The 15,280-nt window shown below is 41.6% G+C and carries 16 protein-coding genes and 1 tRNA gene; 4 read left to right on the plus strand and 13 right to left on the minus strand.

Annotated elements, in window-relative coordinates; translation table 11 throughout:
- Complete coding sequence (locus QZZ23_RS11145) at nucleotides 1–744, plus strand: MBL fold metallo-hydrolase (protein WP_292470085.1); 744 nt, start codon at nucleotides 1–3, stop codon at nucleotides 742–744.
- 8 nt (nucleotides 745–752) lie between these two features.
- Here the strand turns inward: QZZ23_RS11145 and QZZ23_RS11150 are convergent, their stop codons facing one another.
- The 3 genes from QZZ23_RS11150 to QZZ23_RS11160 form a co-directional block, all read right to left on the minus strand.
- The gene (locus QZZ23_RS11150; RefSeq protein ID WP_292470087.1) at nucleotides 753–1,667 is read right to left on the minus strand and encodes a hypothetical protein; all 915 of its coding nucleotides are present in this window, start codon (nucleotides 1,665–1,667) and stop codon (nucleotides 753–755) included.
- A 117-nt stretch (nucleotides 1,668–1,784) separates the two neighbouring features.
- Nucleotides 1,785–2,576, minus strand: coding sequence for an ABC transporter permease (locus QZZ23_RS11155; RefSeq protein WP_292470090.1), 792 nt, complete (start codon nucleotides 2,574–2,576; stop codon nucleotides 1,785–1,787).
- A complete protein-coding gene (locus tag QZZ23_RS11160) occupies nucleotides 2,573–3,424 on the minus strand; it encodes an ATP-binding cassette domain-containing protein (protein WP_292470093.1) in 852 nt (283 codons plus the stop codon). The genes QZZ23_RS11155 and QZZ23_RS11160 overlap by 4 nt, the downstream gene beginning before the upstream one ends.
- Before the next feature lie 189 nt (nucleotides 3,425–3,613).
- Between QZZ23_RS11160 and QZZ23_RS11165 the strand changes: the two genes are divergently transcribed.
- A complete protein-coding gene (locus tag QZZ23_RS11165; protein WP_292470097.1) occupies nucleotides 3,614–4,021 on the plus strand; it encodes a fasciclin domain-containing protein in 408 nt (135 codons plus the stop codon).
- A gap of 88 nt (nucleotides 4,022–4,109) precedes the next feature.
- Here the strand turns inward: QZZ23_RS11165 and QZZ23_RS11170 are convergent.
- The 3 genes from QZZ23_RS11170 to QZZ23_RS11180 all read right to left on the minus strand — a co-directional run bounded on the left by QZZ23_RS11170 (nucleotide 4,110) and on the right by QZZ23_RS11180 (nucleotide 5,692).
- A tRNA-Pro gene (locus QZZ23_RS11170) sits at nucleotides 4,110–4,184 on the minus strand.
- A 79-nt stretch (nucleotides 4,185–4,263) separates the two neighbouring features.
- Nucleotides 4,264–5,001, minus strand: a complete 738-nt coding sequence (gene ribB, locus QZZ23_RS11175) for a 3,4-dihydroxy-2-butanone-4-phosphate synthase (RefSeq protein WP_292470100.1) — start codon at nucleotides 4,999–5,001, stop codon at nucleotides 4,264–4,266.
- A 19-nt stretch (nucleotides 5,002–5,020) separates the two neighbouring features.
- The gene (locus QZZ23_RS11180) at nucleotides 5,021–5,692 is read right to left on the minus strand and encodes a winged helix-turn-helix domain-containing protein/riboflavin kinase (protein WP_292470102.1); all 672 of its coding nucleotides are present in this window, start codon (nucleotides 5,690–5,692) and stop codon (nucleotides 5,021–5,023) included.
- 170 nt (nucleotides 5,693–5,862) lie between these two features.
- Here QZZ23_RS11180 and QZZ23_RS11185 point away from each other — a divergent pair, with 170 nt between their 5' ends.
- Nucleotides 5,863–7,125, plus strand: a complete 1,263-nt coding sequence (locus tag QZZ23_RS11185; protein WP_292470104.1) for a penicillin-binding protein activator — start codon at nucleotides 5,863–5,865, stop codon at nucleotides 7,123–7,125.
- Between the two features lie 186 nt (nucleotides 7,126–7,311).
- Here QZZ23_RS11185 and QZZ23_RS11190 read toward each other — a convergent pair whose 3' ends face one another.
- Nucleotides 7,312–7,497, minus strand: a complete 186-nt coding sequence (locus tag QZZ23_RS11190) for a type II toxin-antitoxin system HicB family antitoxin (protein ID WP_292470106.1) — start codon at nucleotides 7,495–7,497, stop codon at nucleotides 7,312–7,314.
- A 138-nt stretch (nucleotides 7,498–7,635) separates the two neighbouring features.
- Here QZZ23_RS11190 and QZZ23_RS11195 point away from each other — a divergent pair, with 138 nt between their 5' ends.
- Complete coding sequence (locus QZZ23_RS11195; RefSeq protein WP_292470108.1) at nucleotides 7,636–9,033, plus strand: DUF2254 family protein; 1,398 nt, start codon at nucleotides 7,636–7,638, stop codon at nucleotides 9,031–9,033.
- A gap of 10 nt (nucleotides 9,034–9,043) precedes the next feature.
- Here QZZ23_RS11195 and QZZ23_RS11200 read toward each other — a convergent pair whose 3' ends face one another.
- The 6 genes from QZZ23_RS11200 to QZZ23_RS11225 form a co-directional block, all read right to left on the minus strand.
- Nucleotides 9,044–9,739, minus strand: a complete 696-nt coding sequence (locus QZZ23_RS11200) for a fibrillarin-like rRNA/tRNA 2'-O-methyltransferase (RefSeq protein ID WP_292470110.1) — start codon at nucleotides 9,737–9,739, stop codon at nucleotides 9,044–9,046.
- The gene (locus QZZ23_RS11205) at nucleotides 9,739–10,788 is read right to left on the minus strand and encodes an rRNA biogenesis protein (RefSeq protein WP_366931349.1); all 1,050 of its coding nucleotides are present in this window, start codon (nucleotides 10,786–10,788) and stop codon (nucleotides 9,739–9,741) included. The genes QZZ23_RS11200 and QZZ23_RS11205 overlap by 1 nt, the downstream gene beginning before the upstream one ends.
- A complete protein-coding gene (locus QZZ23_RS11210) occupies nucleotides 10,789–11,748 on the minus strand; it encodes a beta-ribofuranosylaminobenzene 5'-phosphate synthase (RefSeq protein WP_292470341.1) in 960 nt (319 codons plus the stop codon). It lies immediately after the preceding gene.
- A 27-nt stretch (nucleotides 11,749–11,775) separates the two neighbouring features.
- Nucleotides 11,776–12,468, minus strand: a complete 693-nt coding sequence (locus QZZ23_RS11215) for a DUF2953 domain-containing protein (protein ID WP_292470112.1) — start codon at nucleotides 12,466–12,468, stop codon at nucleotides 11,776–11,778.
- Nucleotides 12,469–12,507: 39 nt separating this feature from the next.
- Complete coding sequence (locus tag QZZ23_RS11220; RefSeq protein ID WP_292470114.1) at nucleotides 12,508–12,915, minus strand: spore germination protein GerW family protein; 408 nt, start codon at nucleotides 12,913–12,915, stop codon at nucleotides 12,508–12,510.
- Between the two features lie 137 nt (nucleotides 12,916–13,052).
- Entirely contained in the window at nucleotides 13,053–15,230 is a 2,178-nt protein-coding gene (locus QZZ23_RS11225; RefSeq protein WP_292470117.1) for an ATP-dependent DNA helicase, read from the minus strand.
- Between the last annotated feature and the right edge of the window lie 50 nt (nucleotides 15,231–15,280).

Below are 15,280 nucleotides of genomic sequence, written 5' to 3' on the forward strand. Positions count from 1 at the left end.
ATGAAGATTACACTTCTTGGAACAGGAGACGCTACCGGAACTCCTGTTATTGGTTGTAATTGTCCTACATGCCAGGATGCACACAAAGGCGGGAAAAGCCAGAGAACCAGGTTTGCTATTCTTGTGGAATCCTCCGAAGGAACTGTACTGATAGACTCTGGACCGGACCTTCGATACCAGTTGCTCAAAGCCGAAACAAAACATATTGACGGAGTAATCTGGACACACGGCCATTATGATCATTTTGCAGGTTTTGCTGAGTTCCACAGGATCCAGTACAATGTTGACGTTTACGGATTACCTGAAACACTCGAATATATTCTTGATTACCTGCAGTTCCTTCGTCCTAAAAAGCATGAAAGGAACATGTACGAACCTTTTAAGCTTATTGGCCTTGAATTCACCCTTTTTGAGGTAATACACCCACCTGTAAAAAGATCAGTTGGCGTAATGATACGTGATGGAACTACGAAAGTTGTCATAACCGGTGATACCCAAAGAGAGATTCCAAAAAAGAGTATTGAACTTATAATGGAACCGGATCTTCTCATTGCAGATGCTATTGTCCCGCCCACAGTTGAGGTCAAAAAACACATGAATACGGAAGAAGCTTTTGACCTGGCCAGGGAAATAAAAACTAAAGAAGTGATATTTACTCACCTCAGCCACTTCTTCAAGCCTCATGATGAAGCAATAAAGAAGTATCCATTAGGATATGACGGTATGGTCTTCCAGTACCCGTAAGCCTCATATCAGTCCTTCCCCTTCTTTTTAGGAACAACTATCTGATTTTCAATATCTTCACGTATCTTTTTTAGCCTTTTCTTCTCAGCTCTGTATCTGGAAAATACAAACAAAGTTACAAGACCAAGAATAACAGCAGCAATTGAAAGATCTCTTGGCGCTGATGTTGTATAGAACTTAACGCTTATGAGCTTTGGAAGAGGTTCAATATCAGCCTCATCTTCCTGAGAATAACTTCCCAGCATGCTCAAAAAACCACTTGTTGTCACCTCATTATTCCATACGAGATTCTCACGCCCATAATTATCAGAATAAATTATATCAGGAGATGGTTTGACCTTTCCAATAAGAGAATTACCGGTTGTATAGCCCTCTGGTAAAACAAAGCGCACTACAGATGGAGGGGTTGTAATATACAGGAAATCCTGGCCCGGCGGAGTAGACATAGTATAAGCTACAAAACCTGTGAATGGTTGTTCAAATGTGATGAACACATGCTTTTGCCCACGAATCACATCATCTGAAATAGTATAATTGATATCAGAAGATTCTTCCAGCAAGGAGAAATCGGTGAACGATCCCGGTGTTGAATTGGTCTTGTTAGTGAAATCCCCAAGCATGATTACATTACTTACAACTTCGTTGTCTGAAGTACTAAGGTCTTCCAGAGGTATGATATCAATAATTGATTCGTTGTCAACTAAGGAAACAACCTTTGCAGACCCATTTTTAGACAGATAAAATGTAGAGGTAGGGATTAACGTCCCGTTATCGTAACTGCCATTCAGGAAAATCTCAAACTCGTACTCAGAAATCTCCGGTTTAATATCTTCTTTATTCACAGGCACAAGATCATCTATGCAGCCTCCTGCAAAGATAACCAGACAAAGAAGACACAACGCCAGGAAAAAGTATTTTTTCATTGCTACACCAATTGAGGATTTATTTTATCAAACTATCGTTACACATTGTATAATAATATATCATTATTCCATAACATTCAGAATCATCTGTCAAATTTCCATTATATTAATTTTAATTCAGACTACCAACTTTTTCTTCATCAGATTAATGGAAAGTATCAGCAAAATTATACTTGCAATCAAGATCCACACAATATCAAACAATAAGGATGAACTCAGTATCCCAAATGAAACAGCTCTTATAACATTCACCATGTGAGTAAGTGGTAAAAAGGCAATGGCAAAATATTGCACTGGTACTGGAAGAGCACTTAACGGGAAGAATGTGCCACTGAAAAGAAACATTGGAGTTATGAACAGGAGTATTGGATAGCTGAGAGACATTATATTGGGAGTTATCGCAGTAAAACACATACCAATGGCTGCAAATAAAAGTCCTCCAAGGAATGCGAACGGGATAATGAGAAGAGAGTACTTCAGATCAATAAGGCCAAAAAAAGCTATCACAGGTATCATTACAGTTGCGTTTATCATGCTCCGGGTAGCCCCCCATAGAAGTTCTCCTGCTATCACATCCTCAATCGTCAGAGGTGTGGCGATGATGGCGTCGAATGTCTTCTGGTAGTACATCCTTACATAGGAACTGTAACTACACTCAAAAAATGCTGCATACATGACTGAAACAGCTATCAATGCAGGGGCTATGAATTTAGCATATGGGACACCATCAATGTTCTCAATGAATTTCCCCAACCCAAAACCCAGTGCGATAAGATACATTATTGGTTCAAGGAACGGAGGAAGAAAATTCAGCTTTATATCCTTCATGAAGACATCCTTGTTCCTCTGCCAGACTTTATATGACCTGGAACTTACACTGGGAATTACAAAATAGTCAACCAGTTTCATTCTCTGAGCCTCCGTCCTGTGAGTTTCAGGAAGACATCTTCAAGCGTTGCAGGTCTTGCGCTTATCTTTGAGAGAGAACATTCCATGAGTAGATATTCAGACAGTTCCATGGCATTGTCAGGGTAAATGTGAACAATATCACCTATCACTTCGTAATTGACTTCCTTTTTTATGAGACATTCCAGAATTTGCGGACTGTGTTCAGCCTCGATGATATCCGAACCTATGAATTCATCAATTACTCCACGAGGACTACCTTCAACCAGTATCTTTCCGTTATCCATAACTACAAGCCTGTTACAGAGTTTTTCCACCTCATCAAGGTAATGAGAGGTTAGAACAATTGTAACCCCCTGCTTTTGGAGACTGCGCAACTTTTCCCAGATGAGATGACGTGCCTGGGGATCAAGACCAACAGTTGGCTCATCAAGTATCAAAAGTCGGGGTTGATTTATTAGTGCTCTTGCTAGAACAAGCCTGCGTTTCATTCCACCCGACAGGCTTTCTGTCATAACATCCCTCTTTTCCTGAAGCTGCACGAAGTCCAGCAATTCCTCTATTCTTTTTTCCGCCTCTTCCCGAGGAATATCAAAGTATCTGGAATATACAAGCAGGTTCTCATAGACCGTAAAATCCCCGTCAAGATTGTTCTCCTGCGGAACAACTCCCATGAAGTATTTTATTTCCCTCTGGTGAGTAGAAACATCCATCCCCATAACGTCAAGCTTACCTGCCGTTATCGGGGAAACACATTGTATCATCCGCATAGTAGTGGTCTTACCCGCTCCGTTCGGACCGAGGAAGCCGAACATCTCGCCTTCATCAATACTGAAACTTATTTTGTTCACGGCTACAAGGTCTTTGAATGACTTTTGCAGGTCTTTTGCTACAATTATAGGAGCTATCTATACCACCTTTATGAAAGTTAGAGAGGCATAGTATTAATGATTACGACTGGAAATGGGGTTTTGTAGATAACGTACAACCAGTATTTTAACTATCAAATCTATACTAAAAGGAAATCTGGAGATTTTACAATGACCGAACTGAAAAATCTGATAGCAACAGCAAAGGAAAAGGGTTCTTTTCCAACCCTCATGAAAGCAGCAGAGAAACTCAAGCTCGTCAACAAATACAGTAATGAAGGTCCTTTCACCATCTTTGCGCCGGTTGAGTCCGCTTTTGAACCTATACCTGATGAAGTTGTTGATGAATCATTTGACGACCACGGCTACCTTCTGGGAATTATCAACTACCATATTGTTGAAGGAAAATACACCACTGCGGACCTTGCAGAACTCACTGAGCTTGAAACCATAAGTGGGAACAAACTGAAGATCACCGTAAAGGATGGAATAAAGGTCGATACTGCAAAGATAATCGAAGCAGATATTCAGTGCAGTAATGGCGTGATCCATGCAATTGACGAGATACTGGTTCCGTAATAACTGAACCAGTCTATTTTAAAACATTTTGCATATGATAAAGGATAGCACTCCGTGTAATACCTCATTAATCAATAATAGAAATTAGTGGGACTGTGGAGATTTGAACTCCAGTCGCTAGACCCCCAGCCTAACAGGATGGACCAAGCTACCCTACAGTCCCGCAGGATTGTTGTTAAATAGACACTACAGTATTTTAGTGTTTCCGAGAACAGAAGGTTCGAAAGAATACAAAATAGTATTTATTGAGAACTTAGCCATATATCGTAAGCCTCAACAACTTCCTCACCTTCGACGAAGACAAGGTTGTGGTCTTCACCATAATGCTTTGCATCGCCTTTTGCAAGAGCCCTGCCATTTTGGTCATCCAGCATCTCACAGACCACCATTGCAGGAGTGATTCCGGCAATCTTTGCAAGGGCAATGGAGAGTTCTGTCTGACCCATACGCGCATGGACAAGTCCTTTTGCAGCACGCAGAGTTGCAACATGTCCTGGCGTTCTGAACTCACTGCCGAAATGGACCTTTTCACCATTAAGTGTCCTGTCGACTATCTCACCAAGTTTGTTTATGGTCAGTGCACGATCATTGTCAGGAATCCCAGTACGGGTGTCCCTATGATTAACCCATATTGAAAATGATGAGCGTGAATCGTATTTGAGGTCACCGCCTTTTTCTACGATCTTTTCGAGGGAAGTATTACACTGGGTTGCATCCCTCATAATATCAGCAATAAAAGGAAGACCAAGCTGTTCACATACAGCGGGATCCAAAGCCACGCACATAAGCCCGCCTGCATCCTTACGCATCCATCTGACAGCCTCAGGCGTTACAGCATTTGCAGCAATGGTAAAATCAGTCTCAGCCTCACGTCCCTCCAGATCGAAAAGCAGGATCATTTCGCCTTTCTGAAGAGCGGTTATAGCTTTCTGTATATTCTTGCTGTATTCTTTTACACCTGAATTCATGTTATCACTCACACTTATCACTTCTCAATCATCACTTGCATTTTTGGGGGTTTCTTACCACTATCTTTACTTCGTCACCGTCGCTTATCCCGAGTGCTTCACGCAGTTTTAAAGGTGCGATTATTTCCAGAAGGTCTGCAGGATAGTGAGTTCTATCAGGTATAATGACAGCACTCTTTATGCCCTCTATCTCTATGGGATAGCATTTCCCTCCACCGAAACTGCGCTCACCGTCATTAAAACCATGAATAATGAGTGGATCTATGAAGTCCATGTTGTCACGCATCTGGGCACTCTCATCGTTGAGACGCACATTGAGCGTTCCAGGGAATGGCTTAAAATCAAGCTTGTCCCTAAACTGGGACATATAACCGTCCTTTGCAATGTAATACTGTCCTTCTCCAAGACCTGTTATGACCTCTCCGCGGAGTTCAAGGTCAAGATGGTCTTTGCAGAATATCTGCTGGTAGTCAGCATACTCTTTTTTGAGAAGCCCAACACCTTCTTCTGTAAGCTGGACGAGCTGGCCTCCTGCAACGAGCTGTCTGGAAATGTAACCTTCCTCTTCAAGCTGTTTAAGAACCCTTGCAGCTGTCTTGGAACTGGCGGATATGTGGTGCATGAACTCAGTGGAGGATATCTTCACAGGCTTTTCAATTGCACCAAGCAGTGCCAGTCTTTTCAAGGATGTTGTTCCGTACATTGACTTACCACATCAATCTCATATTTGAGTAGAATCTCATTTATGAGAGAGGAGTAAATAAAGGTTTTGATGTATGAACTTACTACCGAAGAGGAGATGTCATACGTTAAATTAAACAAACAATCGAAATATATAAATTCTGTCCAGGTATATGGACTTAATGTGATCAAATGAAAAGAACAACATTCATTTTTATAGGCATTTTACTTATGGCAACTCTCTGGTCAGGTTGTATTGAATCGACTAGTGAGGCTACCAGTGAATCTGAGGATATCACCATTGGAGCACTTTTACCGCTTACAGGGAATCTTGCCTCTATCGGAGAAGCAAGCCAGGTAGCACTTGAAGTCTCAACCGAGGATATTAACGGCTATTTCTCAGGACTTGGTTCCGGAAAGAACGTAGAAGTGATTGTAAAAGATACACAAAGCAATCCTGAGACAGCCCTGGAACAGCTCAAGGAACTTGATGAAATGGGAATTACGATGGTCATCGGACCACAGGCAAGTAATGAGGTAGAAGCTGTTCTGGATTATGCAAACGAGAATGGCATCATCCTTCTGAGTACTGCATCAACAGCCCCATCTTTAGGAATCCCTGACGATAATCTGTTCAGGCTCGTACCTGATGACACCAATCAGGGAATGGCATTGGCTAAATTCATGCAGCAAGATGAGATCAGTATTGTAATCCCGATGTACAGGAATGACGTGTGGGGTAACGGACTCGTTGATGAGATTGAAATGAGTTTTGAGGCTCTTGATGGTACAGTGCTTGAGGGAGTTATATACGAAACAAATAACATGGACCTTTCTGCAGAAGTAGAGTCACTCAATGAGAAAGTAGTAGCAGCCACTTCAGAATACAACGAGGAATCCGTTGCTGTGGTTCTTTGTTCCTATGGAGAGGTAACAGACATCTTTGCTCTAGCACAGGAATATCCTGCCCTTTCAGAGGTAGACTGGTATGGTACAGACGGCATAGCACTGAATGATGGACTTATCAACGATGATGATGCAGCCAATTTTGCTGCAGCAACCAATCTCAAGGCACCAATGTACGGATACGTGAGAGCAAATGACAGATATCAGGAGATTGCACCCAAGATCGAAGAACAACTTGGAAGAGTTCCCGAGTCTTACGCATTGACCACATATGATGCTTGCTGGATAGCTACATTTGTTGACCTGGATGCTCTCCCAGATGACGACGAAAGTATCAAAATGGCAATGGACACCATTACAGATACATATTTTGGAATTAGTGGATGGACAATACTCAATGAGAATGGAGACAGAGAATACTGGAACTATGACATCTGGACCGTCACTGAAGCAGATGGAAGTAACCAGTGGGAACTTTACGGCAAGATACTTCTCCCGGTCAAGGATAACATGATCATTATGCGGGGCGAAGAACTAATATTTGTTTAATAAATGTTGGTGTATTCACACCACCATTTACATTTTTATTATCTCTTTTTTGATTCTGCAGATAATTTCTCGAGATTTGCACCATCCTGCAAAATTTATGGCTTTTATCAATATCTTACTATGATATTTTGAACCTTAAGCGATGAATGAAATTACAGAATAGGTATACTTGGTCCGATAAGTAATTCAAATGCCACTTTCAACGAATTTACTTTCAGAAATTACTTCAAGATAGAGTTCTATTGACTCTTTGACACGATAATTGAGTTCATCAAGCGTCTGTGCCTGAGTATGACAACCCGGTAATTCCGGCACAGAAGCCACATAGATACCATCTTCATCCTGCTCAATTTTAACTGTAAATGTGGTCATGATCTTAACCATTTAGTGTTATAGAGAAAGATAGTTATCTGAATTAAAATAGATGACTGTTCAAGTATAAACTATGCTTGTTAATAAAATCATTTCAATATTGTTTTATTTCTTGAAACTGTTTCTATTTATGTGGGCATGAAGCTGGACAAGTTTAAAAAGATTCTATTTATGTGGTTAACAAGGATAGGACACTATTTTATCACATTAGTTTTACTTGCAATTTTTGTTGTCTTCATACTCTTGCTAATTCCTGATATACATAATCTATGGACAAATGACATCTATTCTCAATACAACACCACCCAACTAAACGACATGGGCTTCTTCGACAACGAGCGCTATCTCCTCAGCGCCCTCATTCAGAGCCTTGCAGCCACCATCGCATTAGTTATCACACTCAGCCTCGTAGCCGTGCAGCTCGCAGCCCAGTCCTATTCGCCAAGGGTCATTGATGTCTACAAAAGGAACCCCGATATGTGGATACTTCTCTGCATCTACATTATTACTATCTTCTACGGGCTTGGATTAACTAAGATTATTGGACTTGGCATTTTAGGAAATTACATGGAGGGCGCCATTTTTGTGGCTTACTTCATGGGGTTCTTTGCTTTTGTGTGTCTGGTGCCGTATATGTTGAAGACTCTGGATTTGCTGAAGCCGTCATGTTTAATGGGCATACTTGCGGATGAAATAACTAAAGAAAATGTAATTGCATTAGCAGATTTCAGCAGCAATAATAAAAAACAAAATGACAAAATTCAGCCAATTGTTGAGGTAATTAATTTTGCCCTTGACAGAAATGATACAGAAACAGTTCTAAATGGATTCATGATTATTCAAAAAAGGACAACTTCTATTCTAGAAGATTCTTTTTTTGAGAAAAAGGAGGAGGATAAATTCTCTAAATATATAATATATCATATTATGTCAATCTGGATTCGTGGAGCCGAGAAAAATACAGATTCTACGTTAGCAACAATAGACTGTTTAGGAAAAATCGCAATTAAAGCTGCTACTAAAAAGTATGCTATAACTGTGCTTAGAGTCTCAAAATCACTTCAAGATATTGGTACTAAATCAATAGAACTAAACAATGGCTTCGAAGTTGAATTTTTAGCAGGTGCTTTGAAAGCAATTGGAACCAAAGCAATAGAAAAAGAGACTAGAGTTTGTAGTATCAAAGAAACAGGCATTAGAGATGACTTCATTTCTGAGAAAGTTGTAGAAAATCTTAGACTTTTGGCTCAAAAATCAATTAACCCTAATCTTTTGATTGCCAAATTAGAAATACTTAATTCCCTTCACATGATTGCAATTAAAGCTACAGAAAAATCATTTAAATATACAGCTACAGTAGCGATTAAAGGTTTGATTGAAAGTGTGCCTGCAAAAGATGAATCTAACGATATAGCACAGTCTATTAAAGAATCACTTAATGAATTAAGGGATAAAATTAAAGGTAAAGAATGGGACAATCTGGAAACTGAAATATCGACGGCTCTTAATAAAATCAAAGAATCGGAAACTAAATAAGATTAATTCTTCATTCTTCATCATCCACAAACATTCGTGCCACCAGACCTAAATGATCCTCGTGGAAAGGGTCAAGCTCTTTTCTTTGCAGCACCTCGAATTCGATATCAAAGTCGCTTTCCAGTTTTCGGACCTCTTCCTTGAATACTTTTTTAGGGCTGGCTACGGTGTCGATGCTCCTTGACTTGATGGAGAGCATCAGATGACCGTGTTCTTCTAAGAAGTATTTTGAGTTTATGGCGGCGATCTCAGACTGGTTGGGCTGGGCTACATCCTGGAAGATGACATCTGCTTTTTCCACAATATGGGCGTAAGACTGGGGTTTGTTGGCATCAGCCAGTATAGGGATGATGTTTGGGCGCTGGTCGCAGAGCTGGATTAAGTCACGCATGGTGCGTGGGGAGAACTCAACTGCGTAGACAAGGCCGTCTGTTAGTATATCAGAAACATGGCTTACTGTTGTTCCAGAAGCAGCACCAAGATAGAGTACTGTGGAATCAGGTTCTATCGGATTTTCGAAGTTCTTGAGCACCATGGCTCCAAGTTTACTTCTGCTGGGGTCCCACTGGCGGTATTCAATACCATCATCCTTGATGAGACGTTCACCGTAGACACTGAGACCGGGCATTATATTTTTGGTTGCAAGCACCTTCCGATCATTGATATCCAGTTCATAGATACCGCGATGTAACTCTTTGACTGACATTAGCGCTTACCTCCTTTCCTCTTACCTCTGTGTGTTTTTTTACCGCCCTTTCCCTGCGGTTTTGTCTGTAGTTCCCTCTTTGGAGGGTTTGGATTAGCCCGCCTTATACTTTCCAGTTTCCTGTCAAGAGCCTCCTTAATGGAAGGACTCAGTTCACCGGAATAGAAATCGGTCCTTGCAGCCAGACTTATCTTGGAAGCAAGTGCCCTTGCAAGCTTGCCCCTCTGCCACCAGGGAGCATTCTTGATAACAGGATTATTGAAGATAATTCCGTGTTTAGGGGATGGTGCTTTGGAACGCAAATGCTTGAAAAGTGCCCTGCTAGCACCGATAACCTGAACTGTACTGGATGGGAAAGCAGCCAGCTTCTGCAGGCTTCCTGCCATACTCATAAGGCGGGCACCAATGGATGCCCCTGTAACATTACAAAGGTTCGGTGCAACCGAACCCATGCTCGTATTAATATAATTCTCGATATACCTGCGTGTGTCATACAGACTGCAGATATTATTTGCAAAAGCCCTCAAAAGCTCCTCATCTGCAAATGAAAGTTCAGCACCCATGGACTGTGATGCTTTTTCGGATAACCTATGTTCTTCAGGCACATTTGCCCGGGAACCATAGGCAGAAACAAATCTTGCAAGCTCCTCACCTGTCATATCAAGTTCAGGGAAATACCTTCCGTACCACTCGAAAAGACGCTCGCTGAGTTCGTTCACATTCTTATCTATATCATCCAGCGCCTGAACTGCCTGAATAATCCTTGAATCATCCGTATCGGTTTGCGAGATCTGGCTCTTTGCCGCCCTGATACACACATCCCTCAGGAGTATATCATATTCCTCGTCAAGTTCGACAAAACCACATTCTAGTGCAGCATCACGGAGATCAGCCCTCTTCAGCGGAACAGCCTGAACATCATCCTCCAGCTCAACAACAAGCTTGGCCAGTTTTTCAGGATCCTTATCAAAGAAATCACAATCCTCTATCTTGCCCTCTGAGTCCAGTTTTATTTTACCGAACCATGCAGTGAATTCCATATCTACCATTCAGACCCTCCTGATCTCAGCGCCTGTGTTGTTTGCTTTGGTAACTATAGCCCTGCCACCAATTGTATTATCAAGGAGTTCCTGAACATCCTCCTTGAGATAAGCAGCATCCTCGCTATTATCAACAATACCATAAACAGCCGGTCCGAATGAACTCATACCGGCACCGTAGGCACCATTATCCTGCATCAGAGTCATAACGTCCCTCACCGCCTGACTCTGAAGCTGTAACTCACGCTTCTTAAAACCAATATTCTGTATATGATTAATGCAATAACCAACCGCTTCGATATCCTTCTCAATAATAGCAGGCATCATCTTCATCAGTATGATATGAGATAATTCCTGCACCTCATTCAGAGGAATGGGACACTCCTGCTGAAATATATTGACTTCTTTTGCATCGTGCGCTCCCTGGGTGTCAGGAAGTGCAAGCACTATATCCCAGTCCGGGAAATCATGTCTGAATAACACTGGGGCCGGGTCTGCCTTGCTTGCAGATGATGGAGAAAATGAACCTTTGTCACTGAACCTGTGACCACCGTCAACGATGAAACCACCCATTTCAAATGAAGCTACACCAATTCCTGATGTGCCACCACGCCCTACTGCAATTGCAAGATCTCTTACACTCATGTCAAGACCATACAACTCGTTCACAGCAGCAGCAGCAGATAAAGCCGCCTGCGTACCTGAACCAAAACCGACGTGAGCCAGCATATCCTCTTCTATCTTAAGGCAAATTCCCTCGCCTTCAGGAAGTACTTGCTTTACGGCATAAATCATCCTTTCAGCAAGGAATGAATCCCCTATCACTTCAATTGTATCTGACTTTTCTGCAGAGATGAAAACATGAGGTGATGCCATGGAGATACCTGCGCCTCCATCCACTCTGCCAAGTTGCGCATTCATATCAATAAGAGTCAGATGAAGTCTTGATGGGGACTTAATAGTAATCATGTCATGGATTATCAGTGACACATACTATTAAAGATTAACACTTGTTTTTTTGGACTTCTTTTTTATAAAGAAGTTCCATGAAAATCGAAGTACGTTGAGGTTCAGGATAAACAACAAAAAAACAGGGACAAAACGATAAGGCCTTATCCTTATTTTCCCAGACATATCAAGATCAAACCTGCTATCTACAAAATCCGGCTCCAGCTGCATGCTCAGATTTCTGAAATTGCATGCCAGATAGGACATTACGGCATAGGAATAACCGCATACTATTCCGGTGTAGGACGGGTCAGGAAATCCATATACTGCATTTACCCTTGCATATGGTACTTTTACAGCATGTATAAGACCTTTGAGCAGTCTGAAAACAGGTGATTTCAGCTGCCTGAAAGCCTGTAGTATTTCGGAAAAAGATATATCAATAGATTTTTTTTTCTTTTTATCCTTTTCCTTTTTTTCTTCTTCAAAATACCCTGTTACCTTTTCAGTAACAACCTTTTCTGCATCCTTAATTACCTCAGGAATCTCATTGCTTTCATCCTTGTCACTTTCATCCGTGGGACTTACCTTTTTGGAAAATAGCAACCAGTGAACAACAACACTATGCTGAACAGAACTTGTGGTCCCTTTCACGTCAAAAACAACATCAATAGCTGCAAAGAGGACTAGCAGGACTGCAAAGACAATAAGAAGCAGTATCACCGTTAAAACAGATAGCATAGCGGCTCCTGTGCAGGACCGTTAATAAAATAAAAGGGTTCAGTCTTCTGAAGACTCTTCTGTTCCCTCGCAGGGACCGTCTCCACAACTGCTATCTTTCTTTGATTTCTTCATTGACCTGACTTTCTCAATAAGTCCCGGAACAGATTCCAGTATTTTCCCAAAATCGGTCTGGCCACTTAAACTCATCAGCTTTGTGCCTTCAGGTGAGACAACAATGAATGCTACAGGTTCTATCTTTGCACCTGCTCCACCGCCGCCGCCAAAGCCTTCTTCTGCGCCATTTTTCTTACCCTCGCCACCGCCTGTTCCAAAACCAAATGAAACCTTTGTGACAGGGATAATGGTGGTCTCCCCTACTACCATAGTTTTTCCAATAACGGTCTCTGTACTTACAAGTCTTTCAAGCTCTGCGGATACTTCTTTCATTAAATCTTCTAATGCCATGTTTTAACCCCTGTAATGATAATGGAACTTCATTGCTAATATTATTTCCTGAAAATGAGAGAGTTTTTAAAATATAAAGAAGTAGCCCCTGTGAATTTTGAAAATACAACGGAATGTAGACATATATTGGTAGGAAATTATTCATTATCCTGGAAAAAATTCATAAGAGAATATTTTACCTTCTCAGGAGCAACGTCAATAAACTCCACTTTTTCCTCTGGTGGGAATATCTCGAACACAGAAAATTTGCCAAATTTTTTAGGAGCATCCGTAGTGAACCGACCGTCAAGAAGTATCCGAGCACCATAGTCAAACGGAGAACGAACGACCCTTCCCATGGCCTGGCGTATCTTACGTATGGTTGGCACCTGCACAGCATATTCCCATCCAGCACCATAACCAAAAGTGTGGTCATAGGCAGATTCAACAGCATTCATCCTGTCATTCAGAGCCGGATAGCCTACACCTACTATAATAACAGTTCTTCCCCTGCCATCACGATAATCAATGCCTTCACTAAGCGTTCCCCATATATATGAAACAAGCACAGCCTTACCACCTGATTCTCCTACCCGGAAGAAGTCCTCCCTGACTTCCTGAGAGGAAACGCCGACTTCATCAAGAAAAACAGGCACATCAACATGTGATTCCAACTTACTGTAATACCTTCTAGCCTCAAAAGAACTCTGGAAGAAGATAATAACATTGCCCTGTGTCTGCTCCACTGCATCAAACAGAACCTCTTCAATGACTTTCAGAGTTTGGGGATCATCCCTTGTCTTTGAAAACAACGGAGGAATTGAAACAGAAAGAGTCAAGCGTTTGTCCACAGGAAATGATGTTCCATAAGAGAGCTCACAAGTTTGCCTTCCAATCCCCAGAGTGGATTTTACCATATCAAAAGGACGTAGTGTAGCTGACATGAGCACCGCCGAGAAGACCGAATCAAATAAAGGTTCGGTTACATTCTTGGGAATACATGTGAAAAGTTCAATGCGACCATATATCTCATCACTAGGGTCACGTCTCACATTCAAAACCGGATAGTAGTTCAGGTTATTAGACAGTACAAGATATGATGAAAGGAAATCCGAAGCATATCTGATATGTGACTTTTTCAGGACAGCGCTCAAACCTTTTTTATACTGCTCACGATAGTTGTCTTCAAGCATTGCACCGAATGCACTTGCCTCAGAAAGTACTTTCTGTATCTCCGGTTCATCCCCGAAACCTGCTTCCTTTGCAAGTTTAAGGAATTTTCCGCAGACCATGTCGTTGCGCTCGTAAGGATCACTTATACGCATATCATACCAGTGCTTTCCGACCCTCTCACGCTCACCGAATTTGAAACGGGAATTATATATCTCCCGCATTACGCTGAGAAGTATCTTCAGCAAATTATGGATACCACCATCAGGCATCTGGTCTATATTTGCCTCAATCTCAGCAATTGCTTTTTCCAGTGTATGCTCTGTAATAGTAATAGATGAGTGCGACCGTGCAGCAGATTCAATATTATGTGCCTCGTCAAAGATAACGATGACATCCTGTGGCTCTTTTTCAAGCCAGTTGAGCACGGCCATGAATATATCCGAATTCAAAACATGATGGAAATTGCAGATAATCAGTTCTGCATTTTTGAGTTCACGTTTCAGCAGTTCATAGCCACACATTCCTTTCTGGGATGCATAATCATTAACTTCTTCGGGGCTTCGTACATCTTCAAACAACCACTGCCTGAAGGCTTCACCGTCGTAGCGAAGTACCTCATAAAGCTCATTGCATGATCGCTTTCGAAGCTCTTTTGACTTCTCCTCAGCAACATCCAGCTCCTTTGAAAGAGCATCACGCAGAGCTACAAGAGCCGGGTCCTTTGAACGTTTGTAAGTTTCGAAAGCGGATTTCATTTCCTGTTTTTTAAGAATAAGCTCCCTTTCGGTTTCCAGAAGTTCAAATGTGTTCTCGCGTTTGAGTCTGCATTCTTCATAATCAGTTTCATTAGGACACATTGTAGTCTTGCCCTTTACCACTGCGACTTTCAGATCGTTGGTCTGTTTAATCTCACGGGCCTCATTGATAAATTGCACCATCTGCTGATGAACATTTGTGGCTATTATAACCGTTTTCTGGAGTTGTTTTGCCACATTAAGAGAAGGTGCCAGAGCACTTAGGGTCTTACCTGTGCCACATGCTCCTTCAAAAAGTATGATCTCTTTGTTTATGAGAGAAGCATGGATCTTATCCATTGCATCCTGCTGATTTGGATAACAGGTTTCTTTGGGAAAATATTTCATGTATCCGCTTTTGCTGCTCATCGAACTACCCCTATGACCTCACATTACTTAAACGGTTTTGATACATAAGA

The sequence above is a fragment of the Methanolobus sp. genome, from assembly GCF_016278385.1.
GTDB lineage: Archaea > Halobacteriota > Methanosarcinia > Methanosarcinales > Methanosarcinaceae > Methanolobus.